At 68.6% G+C, this 20,259-nt stretch carries 18 protein-coding genes; 13 read left to right on the top strand and 5 right to left on the bottom strand.

Features of this window, described 5'->3' with window-relative positions; genetic code table 11:
- The first annotated feature begins 393 nt into the window (after nucleotides 1-393).
- Together ASD66_RS04175 and ASD66_RS04170 are read left to right on the top strand one after the other, a co-directional pair.
- A complete protein-coding gene (locus tag ASD66_RS04175; RefSeq protein WP_056890109.1) occupies nucleotides 394-762 on the top strand; it encodes a hypothetical protein in 369 nt (122 codons plus the stop codon).
- Nucleotides 763-1,594: 832 nt separating this feature from the next.
- Nucleotides 1,595-3,130 (top strand): DEAD/DEAH box helicase, encoded by a 1,536-nt coding sequence (locus ASD66_RS04170; protein ID WP_235529957.1) that lies wholly within the window; start codon nucleotides 1,595-1,597, stop codon nucleotides 3,128-3,130.
- A 158-nt stretch (nucleotides 3,131-3,288) separates the two neighbouring features.
- Here ASD66_RS04170 and ASD66_RS04165 read toward each other — a convergent pair whose 3' ends face one another.
- Entirely contained in the window at nucleotides 3,289-5,124 is a 1,836-nt protein-coding gene (locus ASD66_RS04165) for a DUF6461 domain-containing protein (RefSeq protein ID WP_414858561.1), read from the bottom strand.
- A gap of 363 nt (nucleotides 5,125-5,487) precedes the next feature.
- Between ASD66_RS04165 and ASD66_RS04155 the strand changes: the two genes are divergently transcribed.
- The 3 genes from ASD66_RS04155 (at nucleotide 5,488) to ASD66_RS04140 (ending at nucleotide 8,018) form a co-directional block, all read left to right on the top strand.
- Nucleotides 5,488-5,775, top strand: coding sequence for a hypothetical protein (locus ASD66_RS04155; RefSeq protein WP_056890105.1), 288 nt, complete (start codon nucleotides 5,488-5,490; stop codon nucleotides 5,773-5,775).
- A 404-nt stretch (nucleotides 5,776-6,179) separates the two neighbouring features.
- Nucleotides 6,180-6,566 (top strand): hypothetical protein, encoded by a 387-nt coding sequence (locus tag ASD66_RS04145; RefSeq protein WP_056890103.1) that lies wholly within the window; start codon nucleotides 6,180-6,182, stop codon nucleotides 6,564-6,566.
- Nucleotides 6,567-6,665: 99 nt separating this feature from the next.
- A complete protein-coding gene (locus tag ASD66_RS04140) occupies nucleotides 6,666-8,018 on the top strand; it encodes a cytochrome P450 (protein ID WP_082599312.1) in 1,353 nt (450 codons plus the stop codon).
- A gap of 69 nt (nucleotides 8,019-8,087) precedes the next feature.
- On the opposite strand, the gene ASD66_RS04135 is transcribed toward ASD66_RS04140, so the two are convergent.
- Entirely contained in the window at nucleotides 8,088-8,525 is a 438-nt protein-coding gene (locus ASD66_RS04135; RefSeq protein WP_056688135.1) for a VOC family protein, read from the bottom strand.
- A gap of 237 nt (nucleotides 8,526-8,762) precedes the next feature.
- Between ASD66_RS04135 and ASD66_RS24355 the strand changes: the two genes are divergently transcribed.
- Nucleotides 8,763-8,927 carry a hypothetical protein gene (locus ASD66_RS24355; RefSeq protein ID WP_156388529.1) on the top strand — a complete coding sequence of 55 codons (165 nt, stop codon included), beginning with the start codon at nucleotides 8,763-8,765 and terminating at the stop codon, nucleotides 8,925-8,927.
- Between the two features lie 71 nt (nucleotides 8,928-8,998).
- On the opposite strand, the gene ASD66_RS04130 is transcribed toward ASD66_RS24355, so the two are convergent.
- Both ASD66_RS04130 and hsaA read right to left on the bottom strand, forming a co-directional pair.
- Nucleotides 8,999-10,252: a DUF1214 domain-containing protein gene (locus ASD66_RS04130; RefSeq protein WP_056890102.1), complete on the bottom strand. Its 1,254-nt coding sequence runs from the start codon at nucleotides 10,250-10,252 to the stop codon at nucleotides 8,999-9,001.
- Nucleotides 10,253-10,280: 28 nt separating this feature from the next.
- On the bottom strand, nucleotides 10,281-11,447 hold the full coding sequence (gene hsaA, locus ASD66_RS04125; protein ID WP_056688140.1) for a 3-hydroxy-9,10-secoandrosta-1,3,5(10)-triene-9,17-dione monooxygenase oxygenase subunit: 1,167 nt from the start codon (nucleotides 11,445-11,447) through the stop codon (nucleotides 10,281-10,283).
- A 148-nt stretch (nucleotides 11,448-11,595) separates the two neighbouring features.
- Between hsaA and ASD66_RS04120 the strand changes: the two genes are divergently transcribed.
- The 5 genes from ASD66_RS04120 to ASD66_RS04100 all read left to right on the top strand — a co-directional run bounded on the left by ASD66_RS04120 (nucleotide 11,596) and on the right by ASD66_RS04100 (nucleotide 15,543).
- Nucleotides 11,596-12,759, top strand: coding sequence for a Rieske 2Fe-2S domain-containing protein (locus ASD66_RS04120; protein ID WP_056688142.1), 1,164 nt, complete (start codon nucleotides 11,596-11,598; stop codon nucleotides 12,757-12,759).
- Nucleotides 12,759-13,070 carry a hypothetical protein gene (locus ASD66_RS04115; RefSeq protein ID WP_056890101.1) on the top strand — a complete coding sequence of 104 codons (312 nt, stop codon included), beginning with the start codon at nucleotides 12,759-12,761 and terminating at the stop codon, nucleotides 13,068-13,070. The genes ASD66_RS04120 and ASD66_RS04115 overlap by 1 nt, the downstream gene beginning before the upstream one ends.
- Nucleotides 13,067-13,891, top strand: a complete 825-nt coding sequence (locus ASD66_RS04110) for an SDR family NAD(P)-dependent oxidoreductase (protein WP_056890100.1) — start codon at nucleotides 13,067-13,069, stop codon at nucleotides 13,889-13,891. The genes ASD66_RS04115 and ASD66_RS04110 overlap by 4 nt, the downstream gene beginning before the upstream one ends.
- A 255-nt stretch (nucleotides 13,892-14,146) precedes the next feature.
- Entirely contained in the window at nucleotides 14,147-14,692 is a 546-nt protein-coding gene (locus tag ASD66_RS04105; RefSeq protein ID WP_200949850.1) for a TetR family transcriptional regulator, read from the top strand.
- Between the two features lie 104 nt (nucleotides 14,693-14,796).
- Entirely contained in the window at nucleotides 14,797-15,543 is a 747-nt protein-coding gene (locus tag ASD66_RS04100) for an SDR family NAD(P)-dependent oxidoreductase (protein ID WP_056890099.1), read from the top strand.
- 214 nt (nucleotides 15,544-15,757) lie between these two features.
- Here the strand turns inward: ASD66_RS04100 and ASD66_RS04095 are convergent, their stop codons facing one another.
- A complete protein-coding gene (locus ASD66_RS04095; RefSeq protein ID WP_056890098.1) occupies nucleotides 15,758-16,684 on the bottom strand; it encodes a 3-oxoacyl-ACP reductase in 927 nt (308 codons plus the stop codon).
- Nucleotides 16,685-16,935: 251 nt separating this feature from the next.
- On the opposite strand from ASD66_RS04095, the gene ASD66_RS04090 reads away from it, so the two are divergent.
- Entirely contained in the window at nucleotides 16,936-18,111 is a 1,176-nt protein-coding gene (locus ASD66_RS04090; RefSeq protein WP_056890097.1) for a steroid 3-ketoacyl-CoA thiolase, read from the top strand.
- A 2-nt stretch (nucleotides 18,112-18,113) separates the two neighbouring features.
- A complete protein-coding gene (locus tag ASD66_RS04085) occupies nucleotides 18,114-20,258 on the top strand; it encodes an acyl-CoA dehydrogenase (RefSeq protein WP_056890096.1) in 2,145 nt (714 codons plus the stop codon).
- Nucleotide 20,259 lies beyond the last annotated feature (1 nt).

Here is a 20,259-nt window from a genome sequence, read left to right as displayed (position 1 = left end):
GCACACCGATTTCTATGCCCCTCGCGGGTAGTCAGCCGAGCCACGTCATTCCGCCGCCAATGACAATCGAAGCAATGTTCTGGTCCTTGAGGCACGGATCTTCGAATGTTCGCACATGCCGCGGGCTAAGGCGGTAGAACAGAACCGCAGATCGGGACGATCTGCTCATGAGTGTGAGAGGAATCCAGTGGCTGATTGGCCTGTAGTCCTGCTCCCGGCTGTACTCGTCGCGCTCGCTACGAGGATCGATGCGAAGGTCGTGGGACCGTACTTCGCACTCTCTGCTTTGATCGCCGGTTCTGAAGGCATCGGCTCACGATTTTGGTACAGCGACAATCAGCGCCGACTCGCACTGGTACGACGATTCGCATATCCGTGCATAGTGGATTTCTAATGGCCTGGGCCCATGTGGCAGCGTCCGACATTGCGGCGACCGGGGCACTGGCGGCAGCGCTCCTCATCTGGCCCGTGTTGTTCGGGGGCTTGCCCTGGTACGTCCCTCGTCACTCTTGGCACCTTCCCGTTCTCTACTGCTCCTTCATTGTTGCGTGTGGGCTTTCGAGCCTGGCGGGCCTCGCGCTCTACCGCTTCGTTCTGAAGTTCGCTGACGGCGATGTCCGCGGATGGCTGGCCGAGCAATTGGTCTCCACCATCTTGCTGTGGCTCACAACGCTGGTTGCAATCTTGTTGTTTAGATTGGCATTTCGCACGACAAGCGACGAGGCTGAACGCCGCGAACGTCAGGGGGCGGAAGAATTTTGAAGTCGAACGATGCCCTGGCCGGCTACTACTGGATCTACGTCGATCACTTGCGGAAGGGATCAATTCAGAGGGCACTCGCACGGATCCAGCGTGAGGCTCTTTTGTCCCCAGCAGTCAGCCAGACCAGCCGAATACTCGCCGCCATTCTCGTGGTTGAGACCCACGAACGCCCGGCCGTGCTCAGGGCCGTTGAACGACTGTTGCAGGCCGCCGGTCGTCGCAGCACGACCTGCGGCCCGCTGCAACTGAGAAATGCGCCCTGGGGCACCAACGAAAGCATCCGGGTCGCCGGGCAACGACTCGTTGAATTTGTTGACGGCATCGGGAACGCTGATTGGGCCCAAGTCGCGACCTGCTGGCATGGCCCTTCATCGGACCAAACGCCAAGTCGATTGACGTACACCGACGCCTTACACATGGCCGACCGCGCGATTGCGTCCACACAGACCGCTTGAAAGCAAGGGCGCTGGACGAACCAGGTGACACGTGTGGCTTCCCGCACCAGGTCACGAAGGCCGCGTCATTCCACCGCCAATGAGCCACTGGATGCCGCGCAAGTCGGCGTCTGCACTGGGCGCCGCGGACGTGGGCGAGCCGACCCTGTGCGTGGGGGCGGCCCCGATAGTGTCCGGGGGTGGCCAGTCCTCGCCGATCCAGTGCTCGTCGGCGCAGCTCGTCCCCGCGCCGGGGCGGGACGCGACAGTCACAGCGGCCGTTGCCGGTCGCCGGTCCGGGCGAGCGACTGTGGGTGCTTGACGTCCCGTACGGGACACAGGTCGACGGTGCCACCTGGCACCCAACAGTCAAGGCCCATCTGTACGTCGGGCGTGCTGTGCCCGCGCACCTCGCGCCGTACGCACCGGGGCCGTACACGCTCGGTCGGTTCATCGAGAACACCCTCAATCCCGGCAATCCGACGCCCAGCCCCGAGCCGACCGACGCACTCGAACCCCGGATGATTCAGTACGAGGCGGCCGATGCGATCGCGGCGCATGCCGCAGCAGGCGGACGGCAGTTCCTGCTGGCTGACGAACCCGGCGTGGGCAAGACGATCTCCGCGGTCCTCGGGGCATCTGCTGTGGCTGACCTGCGCGGTGCGCGACGCGTTCTCGTCATCGCCGATCGACCTGCCGCGATCACGATCGGTCACTGGTGCCGCACGATCATGGCGCTGGGTCACGGCGGTCTCGAATGGGTCGTGATCACGTGGGATCGACTCGAGAAGGTCAAGGACCACACGTGGGACGTGATCATTGCCGACGAGGCCCACGCACTGCGACGTACGACGACGAAACGGTGGAAGCTGTGGGCGCGGATCTCGGGACACGGGAAGCCGCACGACAAGGCGCCGTTCGTCATCGCAACGACTGCGACGCCCGGACACACGCCACTGGAGCTGCCCTACCTCGCTCCGGCATATGCGCAGGTGCTCGGCGAGCCCATGAAGGACTGGGCATCGGCCACGCAACCCGGTGCCGCGTTCGCGGCCGCCCTCGAACGCCACGGCGTGGGAGTGGAGCAAGGACGCTACGGAGCGACGTGGACCACCGATCCGGCGCGGCGCACTGCGGACCTCAAACTGGTGCGCGGCTGGCTGGCCGAGGAACGTCCCCCGGCGATGCTGCACCGCGCTGCGCCGTGGGGTCCGGTACCGATCTCCGGCATGCCGGTGGCGCTCACGCCGGCGGAGCGGACGGCGTACGAGGCCGAGTGGGGAGAGTTCTGTCGGGAGATGGACATCGCTCGGCGCGGCCGCAATGTCGCGAAAGGCCGGGCCGCGCTGCTGCGCTTCCGGCAGAAGGCCGGGCTCATTCGCGTCGACTCAACGGTCGCCTGGATCGCCCAGCAGGTCCAGGCCGAGCGACAAGTCGCGTGCTCGGTGGAGTTCGTCGCGACCGCCGCCGACCCGATCGCCGATCGGCTGCGTGACTCCGGCATCGAAGTCGCCACAATCTATGGCCGCGACCGGTTCGACCCCGAGGCCGAGCGGCTCAGGTTCCAGACCGGACAGGCAAAGGTCTGCGTCTTCACCACGGTCGCCTCGATCAGCCTGCACGCCGGCGAGACCCTCCCCGACGGCCGCCAGGCGAGCACCGAGCCGCGCGTCGGCGTCTTCCACCAAGCCCGCTTCTCGGGCATCGCCGCACGACAGGTGACCGGCCGCACCCACCGCGACCACCAGGTCTCGCCGTGGCACATCGCGTACGCCGAGGGCACCGTTGAGGAGCAGGTCGGCAAGGTGATGGTGGAGCGGATCGCCGCAGCCTCCGACACGGTGGGAGGCGACACGACGGGCCTCACCGACCTCGCCAACCTCCTCGGAGCCGACTGGCTGCCGACCACGACCCTGACCGAAGACGGTGCCTGAGTGGCCTCGGCTCACGGGAGGGTCATGGGCTGCACGGGGCAACCACGCAGTGAGGAGCCGCTGCATTCCGCGTATGCCCGTGCGGGCATGGGTGCTGATGCTCGTTGGTCGAGCGAGGTCGTCTGGTTGCGTGGTGTCGGTGTCTACCGCCGAGGTCATCAGAATCCGAGACGCTGGCGGGTCTCTCTGTAGAAAGCTGCAGCCTCGCCTGGCGGACCGTCGCCGCCAGCGGCAAGTGCAGTGCAGGCGGCGTCGAACGGATCCGAGCTGGAGTACGCGGCAACGGCTGGAAGCGCCATTGCCTGCCGCGAGACTCGCATGCCATCTCTATCGAGGAAGTCAGTGTGCTCGACTTGCGGGTCGCTGAAGAGCCGATCAAAGAGCGCGTCGAGCTGCGACTGCCCGCGAGTCGCTTCCTGCACCCACGACAAGTCCCACAAGCCCGCGTCGGATAGCACTCGATGCGCCGCCCAGTCCCTGATCGCCGTCAATACGGTGTCAGGAAGAGGCTCCAACAGATCGAGCAGATCCCGGTCCCGGCTGGCCAGGGAGTACGCGCCTCCCGAAGTGCGCATTCTGCTTGTGGGTGGTCTCCCGCCCCAGAAGGTCGCTTCCTCCGCGAGTTCAGCGTCGCGACGGGCGCGTTGTCGTGCGCTGCGCTGCTCATCGAGCGCCAGGTCGCGATCCTGAGCGCTGGGAGGTCTCGGCAAACCCTGGATCGTCGTGACCTCGGCTACGTGAGCCGCAGAAGCCGCGGACATCAGCGCGCGCACCGCTTGATCTTCGTGACCGTCCAATCGGAAGATGTTCACCGCCGCATCTGCGACGCCAAGCAGCGCAGTCAAGTCGTCGTCGTGACACGCGTACCTCAGAGCGCTGGCAAGAGAGTTCGCACGGTAGATGCGATTCTTCTCCTCAGGCAGTGGGCCGACGCCACCAGCATTGATCGCTTGGTCCTGAAGAAGCCAGAGCTGATCGTTCTCTCGCGCCCGCTGCCGCTCCCAGGACTCGAACTCGCGCGAAACCGTTCCAGGACCATCCACGCGCACGCTGGCGAGTGTTGCGGCCACCACCTCGTCCTCGGCCAGGCTGGCTTGAAGTGCGGCGGCACGCACCATCGTGTGGACGAACAGTCGACGATTGGGCGAGGAGACCTCCACGAGCGCCAAGGCCACATCGCTGTGGTCCCACCGCAGGCCAGAGGACTCGGCAGTGAGGAGTTCAGGCTGCTCGACGTGCGGCGAGACCACGCACCAGTTGACATCGGTGACCCACTCGGAACGGATCTGAATCCCAGTGAATGCCGCAACCATTGCTCCGCCCACTGCCACGGGATCCCGCTCCTCGTCGCTTGCCACCACCTCCGCGAATGGCATCAGCGAGCGCGGCAGGGCGTCCAGATCGTCGTCCATGCCGAGTTCGCCCGACCAGAGCAGCTTGCCCCGCCGTGCGCAGGAGAACACGACCATGCCGTCGACGTTCCAGAAGATGCTTGCTGCTTTGCCGCCCTTTGATGCAGTTCGAAGCACGAGTTCCCTCGAACCCTCGAAACCGTTGTCTTCGAGCACGAAGCTCACGGGACCGTTGGCCGAGTTGAGACCCTGTACGGCGACGACGGCGGCGAGGCGCTCCGATGACCACTGCTCCGAATCCAGTGCGACTGAATCAGCCAGGTCAACTCCATAGGCGCTGGCGGAAGCGACAACATCGCTCCCGACAATCACGGACAAGCAACTCGCTGCAGAGGAGTCCGAGAGCCAGGTGCAGGCCGAGACCATTGCTTCGTGTCGGGCGCTCAGCACGCGGAACCACCGGTGAACGTGCGCGCAATGAAGGTGGACACGCAGGCACCGTACGACACGATTGCGGCGACGCACGCCGGAATCGCCACAGTCGGGTCCGCTCGCAGAGTCACGGCCGTTCCTCAATCTTCCGGACGCCGTGACCCACCGAATCGATTCCCCCGAAAACGTATTGGGCGGCCAGAGCCGCATGGCGTCTCCAAGCGGACTTGCCCTGATTTGCTGGCTTCTCTGGAAGCTCCGCGCGACGCGGCGTTCATCAACTATCCTCGGCGTCTCCGGAGCCGGTCCAAGCAGAACGGTCAATTCAGTGCTTCAGCGTTTGAGACCTTGGCAGGCCGCGGCTGCCATCACAGTGCTCCTTCTGGTCGTGCAGGTTCTGCTCCTTCTCGGGGAGCCCAAGGAGCCCGGGACCGGCGAGCTCTCGACGCTCTCGCCGCAAATCGTGGAAGTTGTCATCACCGGGGCAGCGTTCGGCCTCGTGTTCCTGGTCCTGTGGCTGGTGTTCTCCTTGCCTGCCGCATTGAAGGCGTGGCAAAGGCGTGGGCGAGGGGCATGACCGAGACCGGCAAAGCCGAGCTGCGCCAGGATTCCGGAATGGACACGAAGATGCCGAGCCGCGCCTCAAGAGTCTTGGGAGGCTTGTATCGGCGGAAGTGGTGGATCTCGGCGATCCTGTGCGCCGTCCTCGTGCTCGACCTGAACGACGGGCGTTCTGGACCATTGGCCTGGTTGCTCGTCAGCCTGTTCGTGTTGCTCCTCTGGCTTCCGATCCTCGTCCTCGGAGCTCGATCGGTTCGCGAGGCAGGCAGGTCGTTCCGAGATGGATACGAGCGAGACTAGGTCTCCCTTGGGTCTGACCACTCCACGAACGCAGCGAGAATTGGTCACTCAGGTCGCCAACATCGCGGATGATGGCCTCATGTCGACTGGTCAAACATTTCCAAGGCCCCTAGGTTGGTTCATGCTCGTGGGCGGCGCAGTCGCCGCGATCAGCACCTCCACGGCCATCGCGGCTGGCGTGACCCGGAGTGACCTGGGGACGTTGGGCGCTGCAGCTTGCCTGATGCTGGTGGGCACTGATCAGGTGTTCTGGCACGGGTCGAAGCCTGCTGTTCGGTGGGTCGGCCTCCCGCTCAGCGTGATCACGTTGGCGTTGTTGCTGACGTCATGAGCGCCGTCTTGCTCAGCCGACCGGGCTGGGGAACTCGATCGCTGTCCAGGCTCGTTGCTGCCACGATGCCTAGATGATGGAACTCAACGCGGAGTCTGCAATCAAGGCCGGGGGCTGGGATCCGCGGTACGCCGTGACCCTTGCTGTCGCCGTACAGGACGGCGTTGCCGCGGCGCTGGTCGACACCAACGGCGACGAGGCTGACATCGACCTCGACGAGTACGTGCGCGGACCGGACGGTGAGTGGCAGGAGGCGGGGAGCGGCAGCGCTGACGACCAGGGCACCCACTGGTCCTGGCAGATGGTGTCGATCTGGGGGCGGACGTCACCGGGCAGGACTGTCGAGATCGAATACCTCGGAGTCAGCCACTCCACAGTCGCCCTGGAGACGGGCTGGTGGCTCTTCATCGCTCCGTCGACGGATGACAGTGACGCCCTCCCACGGCGGATCCAGCGCTAGAACCTTCGACGAGACCGGAGCCGCAGCGACTCCCAGGCATCGTGGAACTCCTACCTGGGGAGGTTGCCGGGCGCCAGAGCCGGGGACAGACTCGATCGCATGACTACCTCCGCGGAGCCGAGAGTCCCGGCGTACATCGAGGGCTGGCCGCCCCTGCCGACCGGGGAGTTCCCACCCGGCCCGCGACTGCCGTCCGTCGTACAGACCCTGGCCTTCATGCGGTTCCGCAGCTCGTTCGTCCCACGTCTGCGGCGACGGTACGGCGACGTCTTCACGATCCGGCTCCTGCCCGATGGGCGGCCACTCGTCGTCTACTCCAAGCCCGACCAGATCAAGGACATCTTCGCCGGCGACCCGGAGAACTTCCATGCAGGCAAGGGAAACGCCATCCTCGGGCCGGTCATGGGGGAGCACTCGGTGCTGCTGCTCGACGCGTCGCAGCACAAGCGCGCCCGCAAGCTGCTGATGCCGGCGTTCAGTGCCCGCGCGCTCAAGGGCTACGAAGAGCTGATCGCCCAGATCGCGAAGGTCCAGGTCGACGAGTGGCCGGTCGGCACCACGTTCGCGTCGCTCGAGCGGATGAACGCCCTGACCCTGGCGGTCATCATCCGCGTCGTCTTCGGCGTGACCGACGAGCGCCGGGTCGCCGAACTGCAACCCCTGATCGACAACGTGGTCAACGTGAACCCGCTCGTCCTCGTCGGCGCGAGCTACCCGCAGCTGGGGAAGATCGGCATGTGGAAGGCGTTCCACCAGAACCAGCGCGAGCTCAACCGGGTGCTGTACGCCGAGATCGCCGAGCGTCGACAGGCCGCCGACCTCGCCACGCGCACCGACGTACTCTCCCAGCTGCTGCACGTCGGCGACCACGAGGGCGAGGACCCCTTGACCGACGCCGAGCTGCGCGACCAGCTGGTCACGCTCCTGCTGGCCGGTCACGAGACCACGGCCACCGCGCTGGCCTGGTCGCTCTACGAGCTCGGCCGTTCACCGCAGCTCCTCGGCAAGGCGCAGGCGGCAGCCGACTCCGGCGACGACGCCTACCTTGAGGCGGTGCTGAAGGAGTCGATGCGGCTGCACCCGGTGATTCCCATCGTGACGCGGCTGCTGATGAAGCCGGCCGTCGTCGGGGGAGTGTCGCTGCCGGCCGGTGCGGCAGTGGCGGCGTCGATCGAGCTGTCCCACAGCGAGAACTTCGCGGACCCGCAGGCCTTCCGGCCGGAGCGCTTCATCGAGGGCAAGGTCGAGGCCAACACCTGGATTCCCTTCGGGGGCGGCGTACGACGCTGCATCGGCGCCGGCTTCTCGCTGATGGAGGGCGTGACCGTGTTGCGTGAGGTGCTGACCCGCCACGACCTCAGCGCGCAGGGTGACGACGTGGCCAAGGTTCGCAACATCACCAGTGTCCCTAAGCGCGGCGCCCGGCTCGTGGTGACCCGACGTACGCCCTGACGGTCCTGCGTCACTGAGGTCGCCGTGTGGGGCCGAGCGGCGGCGTCGCGGCGTACCGGCGTACCGGCGTCAGCCGAAGTACTCGAAGAGGGACACGACGATTCCCTCCGGGCCGCGCACGTAGGCCATGCGTACGACGTTCTCGTGCTCGCCGATGCCGCCCACGAGCCCGTATCCCTTCGCGGCCAGCTCGTCGACCGCGCCGTGGAGGTCGTCGACCTCGAAGCTGACGTTGCGCAGGCCGACCTCCGTGGCCAGGGCGTCGGGTGAGCCCGGCTGGTGGTCGGGCCGCACGAAACGCGCCAGCTCGAGCCGGATGCCGTCGGGGGACTTGAGCATCACCACCTCGGTGCGGGAGTCGGGGACGGCGCACACCGTCTCGAGGAACTCGCCCTCGACGAAGGTGCGGCCCTCGATCTCGAGGCCGAGCCCGACGAAGAACTCGGCCGCCTTGTCGATGTCGGAGACGGTGATGCCAACGTGGTCGAAGCGCTTGATGCGTGCCATGGGATTGATCCTCCTGTACGGGTGGTTGGTCCTTCCACCCCTTGGTCGGAGCCGACCAGAGTTTCTCGACATCCGTCACGAGATTTTCTTCGGAAGCTTTCAGTCGAGGTCTCGCTCGGGAGAAAGTCGTCCGGGCTGACCTGTCGAATCCGGTCGGGGCCGTTCGTGGAACTGATGAGAGGCCGACACGGACCGCCAACCGGGCGGTCGCCTCGGGACCCGAAGGAGATGACTCAGATGTTCACGATCGAAGAAGACCGCGGCACCTACCGGGGCCCCGTCCGCCGGCACAACGGCTACTACGCCGGAGACTTCACCCGCAGCCAGCGCGCCACGCCCGGCGAGATCGCAAAGCTGGCCAGGCTCCAGGCCCCGACCTTCCCGACCCGGTCCACGCACTGACGACCCGCCTGCCGCGCGTCGCCTGGGCGTCAAAGCAGCCCACCTGACCGTCAGCGCAGGCCTCCTGAGCCTCAGCGCAGGCGTCGGGCGAAGGCGGCGGCCCGCTGCTGCAGCTGCTCCGCACGTCCTTCGGGTGTGATCCGGTGCCCGTCGCTGAAGAACGAGGCGACGTCACGGAGCGGGACCACGCGGACCTCGCGCACCGGCTCGGCGTCCTCGGCAACCTGTCCGCCCTGCCACCTGGCGGCGACCATGCCGGCGGTCAGCCCGCCGGTGTCGAGCCAGTTGTGCACGCCGGGGTCGGTCGCGGCCACCAAGTAGGTGAGCGTGCCGTCGGCGTTCGCCTTGGCCTGGCGGTTGTTCAGACCGCCGGTCGCCTCGACGCTGGGACGGGTGACGCCCCACGGGTCGGTGACCTCGAAGCCCAGGTAGTCGGCGCCGCACGGGTCGAGGGTGACCAGCAGCCCCTCGTCGGCGGCGACGTCGAACCGGCCGACCACCGAGGCCCCGAAGGGCCGCGGCGTCGGCTGCTTGATCGCGTTGAGCGGTCGTACGTCGTGGATCAGCTCGTTGTCGTAGTCCAACCAGTAGCGGCTCAACCGCTCCACGTTGGCCACGGCCAGCTCGACCAGGTCGGCGTCCGTCGGCTCGGGTGCGGCGTCGGGCCCGGCGATCCGCTCGATCTCCAGCCACAACGGGTCCTGGGACTCCCAGTCCGTGAGGGCGTCGCGCACCAGCATCCACGTGGAGGTCGGTGCGGTCCGGAGGTGCGGTCGGTCGTCGACCGGCGTCGGCCCGACCGTGAGCTCGAAGCGACCGTCGGCGTCCGGCACAAGCTGTGACGAGAGCACCACGGAGGCGATCGCGGCGCCCTCACGGGTCACCTTTCCGTCGGCCTCCGGGGCGCCGTAGCAGATGAACGAGAACTGAGCGGCCGGCACCTCGGGCACCCGACCCCGCACGACGTACGTCGACTCGCCGTCGACCGCGCTGCGGCGGTGCACGTTGTCGGGATTGTCGATGCCGTAGCCGGAGTTGGGCATGTCGATCCCGTGCCAGCCGTGGGCCGAGCAGGCCGACCACAGGAAGACCGGCCGGGCCGGGTCCGCGACCAGTGCGTGCTGCACTGCGGCGACCGTGATCGACGCGGCGGCGGCCTCGAGGGAGGCGACGCCGGCGGGGTGCGAACCGTAGTTGCGGTCGGCTCGGTAGAGCGCTGCGACCCGGTCGCGTGCGGCCCGGAGCTCCGGTGTGGCGAGGAGGTCGAGCGCCCGCCGTTCGAGAGCGAGCTGGCTCGCGGTGGACAGGGGACCGGTGCCGGTCATGGTGCTCCTTCTCGGTCGAGCTGTCGGTTCAGATGAGGTTGTCCTCGACGGTGATGCCGAAGACGCCCTTGCCGTAGAGGGCGAGGGTGCGCTCGACGTCGTTGGCCACGTGCACCGAACCCGCGTGCGCGTCGCGCCAGGCCCGGCTGATCGCACTGGTCCAGTGCAGCGAGCTGCCGCCGGCAGTCTTGAAGAGGATGTCGATGGCCTCCAGGGCGCGCTCGGTGCCGAGCACCTGGTCGCGCCGGGTGCGCAGTCGCAGCTCCATCGGGATCTCGCCGCCGGCCGCTGCCGCGGCGTACATCTCGGACATGTTGCGGTCCATCTGCAGCACCGCCCCGTCGACCGCCGACGACGCCCGCGCCACCGCGACCTGCGCGAACTGGTCCTCCGCGAATCGACCGCCGCCGAGGCTGAGCCGGAGCCGGTCGGCCATCTCGCCGACGTACGTCTCCAGGCAGCCGGCCACGGCGCCGAGCACCGGCGCGGTGACGGCGGTGGTGAAGATCGCGCCGAACGGCATCCGGTAGAGCGGCCCCTTGTTCACCTTCTGTCCCGGCCCGGTGAGGCGGGCGTGCTCGAAGTTGCGGAGCGTGCGGTGCTCGGGGACGAAGACGTCCTCGACCACCACGTCGTTGCTGCCGGTGCCGCGCAGCCCGACCGTGTTCCACACATCGAGGATCTCGACGTCGGCGCGCGGCACCAGGGCGGTGATGAAGTCGACGGGGTTGCCGGTCGGGCCGATCACCAGGGCACCGAGGAGCAGCCACTCCGCGTGGTTGCACCCGGAGGAGAAGCTCCACCGGCCGCTCATCCGGTAGCCGCCCGAGGCCCGCTTCAGCTGCCCCACCGGGGCGTACGACGACGCGAGCAGCACGTCCGGCCCGTCGGACCAGACTTCGTCCTGGGCGGCCTTGGCGAAGAGCGCCACCTGCCACGGGTGCACGCCCATCACGGAGCTGACCCAGCCGGTGGAACCACAGGCGCCGGAGATCATCCGGACCGCCTCGTAGAACCTCAGCGGCTCGAGCTCGAGGCCGCCGTACTTCTTGGGCTGGAGCATCCGGAACAGGCCGGTGTCGGTGAGTTCCGCGATGGTCTCCTTCGACACCACGCGGGCCTCGTCGGTCGACACGGCACGCTCGGCGATCGCCGGGAGGAGGGCTCGCACGTTGTCCAGGACGTCTTGGCTCATGCGGCCAGAATGCGGCCACTCGGGCACGCGATCGGCGACTTCTTCCGTTGAGTGGGACTTCGGTCCGCGCGCGCTCGGGGGCGGGTCGAGACTCGCAGGACAGATCGCTGAGTGGCACACCCCCAGGCACGGACGGAGACAGACGGACATGACTGCAGTCGAGGACGAGGTTCGCCGGATCGAAGCAGACGCTGCACCCACCCGGTTCGCCCGGGGATGGCACTGCCTCGGCCTGGCCAAGGACTTCCAGGACGGCGAGCCGCACCAGGTGCTGGCCTTCGGACAGAAGCTGGTCGTGTTCGCCGGCGAGGACGGCACGGTGAACGTGCTCGACGGCTACTGCCGCCACATGGGCGGCGACCTGTCGCAGGGCACCGTCAAGGGCAACGAGATCGCCTGCCCGTTCCACGACTGGCGCTGGGGTGGGGACGGCCGCTGCAAGGCGATCCCCTACGCCCGTCGCGTCCCGTTGCGGGCCCGTACGGCGTCCTGGCCGACGCTGGTCCAGGACGGCATGCTCTTCGTCTGGAACGACCCGCAGGGCAACCCGCCGCCGGCCGACGTCACCATCCCGCGGATCGCCGGCGCCACCGACGACAATTGGACCGACTGGACCTGGTACACCACGGTCATCGAGGGCGCGAACTGCCGCGAGATCGTCGACAACATCGTCGACATGGCGCACTTCTTCTACATCCACTACTCGTTCCCGACGTACTTCAAGAACGTCTTCGAGGGCCCGGTGGCGACCCAGTTCATGGAGGGGGAGGGGCGTGAGGACGTCGCGCGTCCCCAGTCCGAGGGCAGTGGTGCTCCGAAGGCCACCGGCAACAGCTCCGTGGCGGCGTACCACGGTCCGTCCTTCATGATCGACGACCTCGTCTACCACTACGAGGACGCGGACCTGAAGAGCGTCCTGATCAACTGCCACTACCCGATCGACGCCAACTCCTTCGTGCTGCAGTACGGCGTCATCGTCGAGAAGCGGGTCGGCATGGCCGACGAGGAGGCCGACGCGATGGCCCAGAAGATGGGCGACTTCATCAAGATCGGCTTCGAGCAGGACGTCACGATCTGGAAGAACAAGGCACGCGTCGACAACCCCCTCCTCTGCGAGGAGGACGGACCCGTCTACCAGCTGCGCCGTTGGTACGAGCAGTTCTACGTCGACGTCGAGGAGGTCACCCCCGAGATGACCGAGCGCTTCGAGTTCGAGATCGACACCACGCGGCCGAACGAGGCCTGGAAGGCCGAGGTCGCCGCGAACATCAAGGCGCGGGACGCGTCCGCCGCGCAGGAGCAGACGGTCTGATGGCCGTCCGCCCCGACAACCGGCTGGCCGACGGGCCCATGCAGCCTGTCGACTGCGAGGCCTGTGGGGCACGGGTCCTCGCGCGCAAGAGCAGTTGGGAGCAGACCTCGATCCAGTGGTCGGACGAGGCGGCCCAGACCTGTGTCGAACGGCGGGCAGCCTCGCCCCGACCCGGCCCGAACGGTGCCGCCTTCGCCGGCTGCGCCAGCCTGCGCGACTCGGTCATCAAGGCGGTCCACCGCGGCGACGTGGACGTGCAGGTCGACGAACCACTCAAGACGAACCCGGAAGGCGAGCACGCGCACGCATGACGACCAACCCGAACGACGTAAAGCAGATCAACGCGGAGAACTACGGCCCCTGGGCGGTCATTGCGGGCGGCTCGGAGGGCGTGGGTGCCTCCTTCGCCCACCAGCTCGCCGACGCCGGCCTCAACCTCGTCCTGCTGGCCCGCAAGACGGGGCCGCTCGAGGAGACCGCCGCGGCCGTCCGGGCCAAGGGTGTCGAGGTGCGCACCCTGTCGGTCGACCTGACCGAGGTCGACGCGCCCAAGAGGGTCGCCGAGGTGACCGAGGATCTCGAGGTCGGCCTGCTGGTGTTCAACGCCGGCGCCAACACCTACGGCCACGAGTTCGTCAGCGGTGACCTGGAGAAGTTCAGCCGGGTGATCGACCTCAACATCACCGCCCAGCTGGCACTCGTGCAGCTGTTCGGCGCACCGATGAAGGAGCGTCGCCGCGGCGGCATCCTGCTGGTCGGCTCGCTGGCCGGCCTCCTGGGCTCGGCACAGATCAGCATCTATGCCGCGGCCAAGTCCTTCGGCCGGATCTTCGCCGAGGGCCTGTGGCTCGAGATGCGCGACTACGACGTCGACGTGGTCGAGTTCGTGCTCGGGGTCACCCGTACGCCGGCAATGGCCCGGGCCGGGCTCAACTTCGACATCCCCGGCATGCACGTCTCCGAGCCGGACGACGTTGCCCGGCAGGCACTCGCCGCACTCACCCACGGACCGATCCAGGTCGCCGAGGGCAACGAGAAGGCCGTGGAGATCCGCAGCGGCAGTGATCGCCGCAAGCTGGTGCTCGGGGCGCACGAGGCGTCCAAGCGGATGCTGCCGCCCTCGTCGAAGTGACCTGGCGCCCAGCCACTGCCAGCAGGTCTGCTGAGCCCAGGGTCTGCCGAGCGCCGGGCGGGCGAGCGCCGGGCGGGCGAGCGCCGGTCGGGCGCGTTGTCGCCCGGCGCCGATCCCGCTCACCGGTAGAGTTCCGCGCGCACGGTGAGAGCCTCGCGAGACGATGGCTCCGACATCGACGAGGGGAATGACGTGCCGAGAATCGGCGAGGTGAGGCCGCCAGCGCAGCCGAACTCACCACAACAGCAGGAGCGGGTGGAGCGCATCCTCCGCTCCGCCGCCCGCCAGGGAGCCGCCAACGGGCTCGAGCGCGTGCAGATGCTCGAGGTGGCCAAGGAGTCCGGCGTCGCGATCGCGACGCTCTACCGCTACTTCCCCTCGAAGATGCACCTGTTCACCGCGGTCATGCAGAGCCAGATCCAGCGCATGGAGGGCGCGGTGGCCGACGTGGACCCGGACGCAGACCCGGTGGTGACCGTCACCGAGCTTTTGATCCTGGCGACCCGGCAGATGCTCAAGACCCCGCTGCTGACGCACGCGATGATGGTCTCCAACAACGCGGCGTTGCACGCGACGCACGCCGACGCCAACGTCACCCATGCGTCGTTCTCTGCCTTGTTGCTGGGTGCTGCGGGTCTCGCCGAGCCGAGCGCTCGCGACGAGCAGCTCGCCCGACTGATCGAGCAGGCGTGGTACGGCGTGATCACCGCCGCGCTGAACCAGCGGAATCCGATCGAGCAGGTCGAAGACGACATCCGGGTCTCCTGCGCGCTGCTGTTGGCCGAGTGGTCGCACTCCTGATCTGCGACCGCGTCTGATCTGCGACCGCGTCGCCGGCCCCTCGGCGTACCACTGAACGGGAGCGGGCGGCCGCACCGGGCCCGCCCACCCCTACGGTCGCGAGCATGAACAGGTTCAGCGGGGTCAATGCACTGGTCACCGGCGCCGGGTCGGGCATCGGTCGGGCGACCGTCCTTCGTCTCGTGTCCGAGGGCGCAGCGGTGTTCGCGGTCGACCGGGACGAGACCGGCCTGGCCGAGACCGCCGAGTGCGCCGTCGGCAACCCGGGACGCATCGAGACGGGCGTCGTCGACGTCACCGACGAGGAGCAGGTGATCGCGACAGTGGCGATCGCCGCCGAACGACTCGGCGGCATCGAGGTGCTGATCAACGTCGCGGGCATCCAGCGCACCACGCCGATCGAGACGCTGAGCGTGAAGGACATGCGCGAGCTGTTCGAGGTGAACACCATCGGCACCGCGCTGTTCTGCCGTGAGGCCCTGCGCCACCTGCCCGACGGAGTCGGTGTGATCGTCAACGTGGCCTCGACCGCGGCCGATCACGGCAACCCGTACATGAGCGCCTATGCCGCGTCGAAGGGGGCGGTCCTCGCGCTGAGCAAGACGCTGGCCGCCGAGCTGGTCGGACGCGGCATCCGCGTCGTACCGGTCTCGCCCGGCAACACCGCCACGCCGCTGACCGCCGCGGTGAGCCCCGGCGACCTCGACTTCAGCTACTTCGACCGGGTGCGTTCCCTGCTGGGCACCGCCCAGCCCGAGCAGATCGCCGCCGCGATCGCGTTCGCGGCCTCGCCCGATGCGTCGTACTTCACGGGTGCTGAGCTGCGGGTGGACGGCGGATCGCACACCTGAGCCTCCGACCGAGGCTGGGCGGCACTCGGTGGTGCGGCCCACCTGGGCCAACTCGCCCGATTACTCGGTCCGGTCGGACGGAGTGTGAGGGCTACTCGGTCCGATCGGGCCGCAGCCCCTAGTGCTCGTCCTGCTTCCCCGGAGGAGGCGGGGCCACCCGGAGCTGACGACGACCCGAACCCACGGAGGTCGCCGCCGCTCGCAGGCCGGCCGATCAGTTGGCGATGTTCTCCACGCCGGTCGTGTCGAGCTCGGCAACCGAGTACGCCGCGTAGGTCTGGTACGGCGAGCGCCCCTCGAAGTGCGAGCCGAGCTGCACGGCCAGCTCCTCGGCCGAGAAGACCCCGGAGGCCGCGGTGAACTTCTTCTCGACCTTGGGCGAGTCCATCAGCGCGACCATGTCGCCGTACACGACGAAGACCTGGCCGTTGATCTCCGCGGACGCGGGGGAGGCCAGGTAGGACACCAGCGTCGCGACGCGCTCGGGCGCGAGGATGTCGAGAGTCCGCTCGCTGTCGGGGTCACCGGCGAACACGTGCGCCGTCATGTCGGTGCGGGCGCGCGGGGCGATCGCGTTCGCGGTCACGCCGTACCGGGAGAGGCCCTGGCTGGCCGAGAGCGTCAGAGCCACGATCCCCGCCTTGGCAGCGGAGTAGTTCGGCTGCCCGGCCGAACCGAACAGGAACGCCTCGGAGGTGGTGTTGACCAGGCGCCCGTAGATCGGACCACCAGCGGCCTTCGAGGCGGCGCGCCAGTGCACGGCGGCTGCGCGGGAGAGCGAGGCGTGGCCCTTCAGGTGCACCCGGATCACGTCGTCCCACGCGTCCTCGGTCAGGTTGAAGATCATCGAGTCGCGCAGTACACCGGCGTTGTTGACCACGATGTCGAGGGAGCCGAACGTGTCGACCGCCGCCTCGACGAGCCGGTCGCCGAGCGCCCAGTCGCCCACGTCGCCGCGGACGGCGAGTGCCTCGCCACCGGCCTCCTTGATCTCCGCGACGACGGCGTCGCCGGCCTCGCTGTAGTCGTTGACCACGACGCGGGCACCGGCCGCGGCCAGCGACAGCGCCTCGGCGCGGCCGAGTCCGCCGCCGGCTCCGGTGACGATCGCGGTGCGTCCGGCCAGGCTGGTCTCGCTCATGTTGCTCCTTCGACTCGGTGCGGATCCGACGCGTCTCGTGCCGCGTCGACGCCGGCCCGGCCACAGGTGGCTCGGGACAGCGGGTGCGGCGAAAGTACGTCGTACGTCGGCAGCGCTGCCCGGACGAGTCCCGGTCAGTGGAGCCGACGGGGCCGCGACACGGATCACGCCCGGTGAGTGGGACGCCGGACGCCGCCAGACCACGAGAACGGGCGACCCTGCTGGGACAGTCCGACACAGGAGGAACAGTCATGCCCGAAGCAGTGATCGTCGAGGCCATCCGCACACCGGTAGGCCGTCGCAACGGATGGCTCTCCGGCCTGCACCCGACCGAGATCCTCGGTGCCGCCCAGCGGGGCGTGATCGAGCGCGCGGGCATCGACCCGGCGTCCGTGGAGCAGGTCGTCGGCGGGTGCGTGACCCAGGCCGGCGCCCAGGCCAACAACGTGACCCGCAACTCCTGGCTGGTGGCCGGACTGCCCCACACCACTGCCTGCACGAGCATCGACTGCGCCTGCGGCTCGTCCCAGCAGGCCGTGCACATGATCTCCGGACTGATCGCCTCGGGCCAGATCGACGCCGGCATCGGCTGTGGGGTCGAGGCGATGAGCCGGGTCTTCCTCGGCGCCGCCCTGGCTCCCGGCACCGGGATGCCGATCCCCGACGGGTTCGAGATCGACCTGCCCGACCAGTTCACCGCGGCCGAGCGGATCGCCCGGCACTACGGCATCACCCGCGCAGCCGCTGACGAGCTCGGCTTCATCTCCCAACAGCGTGCCGCCGTCGCCTGGGCAGAGGGTCGCTTCGACGACGTGCTGCTGCCGCTGACCGCGCCGGTGATGGAGAAGCAGGAGGACGGCACCCTGCGCGCCACCGGCCAGACCATGGAGGTGACCCGCGACCAGGGCCTGCGCGAGACCACGCTCGAGAAGCTGGCCACGCTCTCGCCGGTCGTCCCCGACGGCATCCACACGGCCGGCAACTCCTCACAGATCAGCGACGGCGCGGCCGCCGTACTGCTGATGAGCCGGGAGCGCGCCGAGGCCGAGGGCCTGCGCCCGCGCGCCCGCATCGTCGCCTCCGGCATGATCGGGTCGGACCCGCACTTCCACCTCGACGGGCCGATCGCGGCCACCCACCACGTGCTCGGCAAGGCCGGCATGAAGCTCGGCGACGTCGACCTGGTCGAGATCAACGAGGCGTTCGCCTCCGTCGTGCTCTCGTGGGCCAAGGAGCACAAGGCCGACATGGACAAGGTCAACGTCAACGGCGGCGCCATCGCGCTCGGCCACGCCGTCGGCTCCACCGGTGCCCGCCTGCTCACCCAGGCCCTGGCCGAGCTCGAGCGCTCCGACAAGTCCACCGCGCTGGTCACGATGTGCGCCGGCGGAGCGCACGCGACCGCCACGATCATCGAGCGGATCTGACTGTGGGCAGCATCGGACTCGACGAAGACCTGACCGCGCTGGCCGAGTCGGTGCGGGGGCTGCTGAGCCGCCACGTCACCGAGGACGCCGTGCGCGCCGCCGTCGAGCAGAAGGACGAACAACTCCCCGGGTGGTGGCCGCAGGCGGCGGCACAGGGCCTGTTCGGGCTGCACCTTCCCGAGGAGGTGGGCGGCGCCGGGTTCGGCCTCCCCGAGGTGGCCGTGGTCGCCGAGGAGCTCGGCCGGGTGCTGGCACCCGGCCCGTTCCTGCCGACCGTGCTGGCCTCCGCCGTGCTCCACGCCGGCGGTCACGAGCAGCACCTGCCCGGGCTCGCCGACGGTACGACGACGGGTGCGGTCGACCTCTCGCGCGACGGCCTGGTCGGAACGCAGACCCCTGACGGCTTGCGGGTTTCCGGCACCAGTGGCGTGGTCATGGGTGGGCAGCTGGCCGACGTGTTCGTGCTTCCGGTACAGGTCTCGGGCGCGACCCGTTGGATCGTCGTGACGAGGTCTTCGGGACAGGTCACCTCGCAGCCCAGCCACGACCTGCTGCGCCGCTTCGCCATCGTCACCGTCGACGACCTCCACGTGTCGAAGGCCGACGTGCTCGACCTCGACCCACAGCGGCCCCTCGACCTGGCCGCCGTACTCCTCGCCGCGGAGTCGGCCGGCATCGCCGACTGGGCGACCGCGACGGCGGCGGAGTACGCCACCACCCGTGAGCAGTTCGGCCAGCCGATCGCGAAGTTCCAGGCGGTCAAGCACCGGGTCGCCCGGATGCTGGTGCGCACCGAGCAGGGCCGGGCCTGTGCCTGGGACGCGGCGCGCGCACAGGCGGGTGCCTCGTCCGACGAGGCCTCGCTGGCCGCCGCGATCGCCGGTGCCACGACCGTGCCCGGCGCCTCCGTCGTCGTGAAGGACCTGATCAACACCCTCGGTGGCATCGGCTACACGTGGGAGCACCTGGCCGGCTTCGCCCTGCGCCGGACCGGCTCGACCTCGATCCTGCTCGGCTCGAAGGCCGTCTGGGAGCAACGCGTGGCCCGCCTCGCGCTGGCCGGCGTACGACGCCCGCTCGGCCTCGACCTGCCGCCGGAGGCGGAGGCGATCCGCGCAACGATCGGCGCCGAGCTGGACACCGTCACCGACGAGAATCCTCAAGCCAGGTTGGCAGAGCTCGGCTACACCGCACCGCACTTCCCGGCGCCGTGGGGCAAGGATGCCGACCCGGTCACCCAGGTGGTGATTGCCGAGGAGCTCACCGAGCGTGGCCTCGAACCGCACGACATGATCATCGGCAACTGGGCCGTCCCGACGCTGCTCGCGCACGGCGACTCCGCCATCCAGGACCGTCTGGTGCCGCCGTCCCTGCGGGGCGACATCGAGTGGTGCCAGATGTTCTCCGAGCCCGGTGCCGGGTCGGACCTGGCCGCGCTCAGCACGCGCGCGGAGAAGGTCGAGGGTGGCTGGCGGATCAACGGCCAGAAGGTCTGGACCTCGGGAGCACGCAGCTCCGACTTCGCGATCCTGCTGGCCCGCACCGACAAGGACGTGCCCAAGCACAAGGGCCTGTCCTACTTCGTGCTCGACATGACCACGCCCGGCATCGACATCCGACCGCTGCGTGAGCTGACCGGGGGATCGCACTTCAACGAGGTGTTCCTCGACGACGTGTTCATCCCCGACGAGATGCTCGTCGGCCGGCCGGGTGACGGCTGGAAGCTGGCGATCACCACGCTGGCCAACGAGCGGGTCCACATGACCTCGAACTCGGCCACCGGCACCGCCGAGCTGCTCTTCGAGCACGTCGACCGCGAGGACCCGCTGCAGGTCGCCGCCCTCGGGCGCCTGATCGCCGACGCACAGTCGGGCGGGCTGCTCGGCCTGCGCCAGACGATCCGGTCGGTGTCGGGGCTCCAGCCCGGTGCCGAGTCGAGCCTGGCCAAGCTGGTCACGGCGGAGAACATCCAGGACACCTGGCAGACGCTGATGGAGTTCCAGGGCGGGGCCTCGCTCGTCGTCGACCCAGAGGAGCGGACCGCCACCTGGTGGTTCCTCAGCAGCCGGGCACTGACCATCGCCGGCGGCACGACCGACGTGCAGCTCAACATCATCGGTGAGCGGATTCTCCGCCTTCCCCGCTGAC

The sequence above is a fragment of the Nocardioides sp. Root151 genome (genome assembly GCF_001427925.1).
GTDB lineage: Bacteria > Actinomycetota > Actinomycetes > Propionibacteriales > Nocardioidaceae > Nocardioides.
Note: the sequence above shows the minus strand (reverse complement) of the source record. Positions and strands in the feature narration are given on the sequence as shown.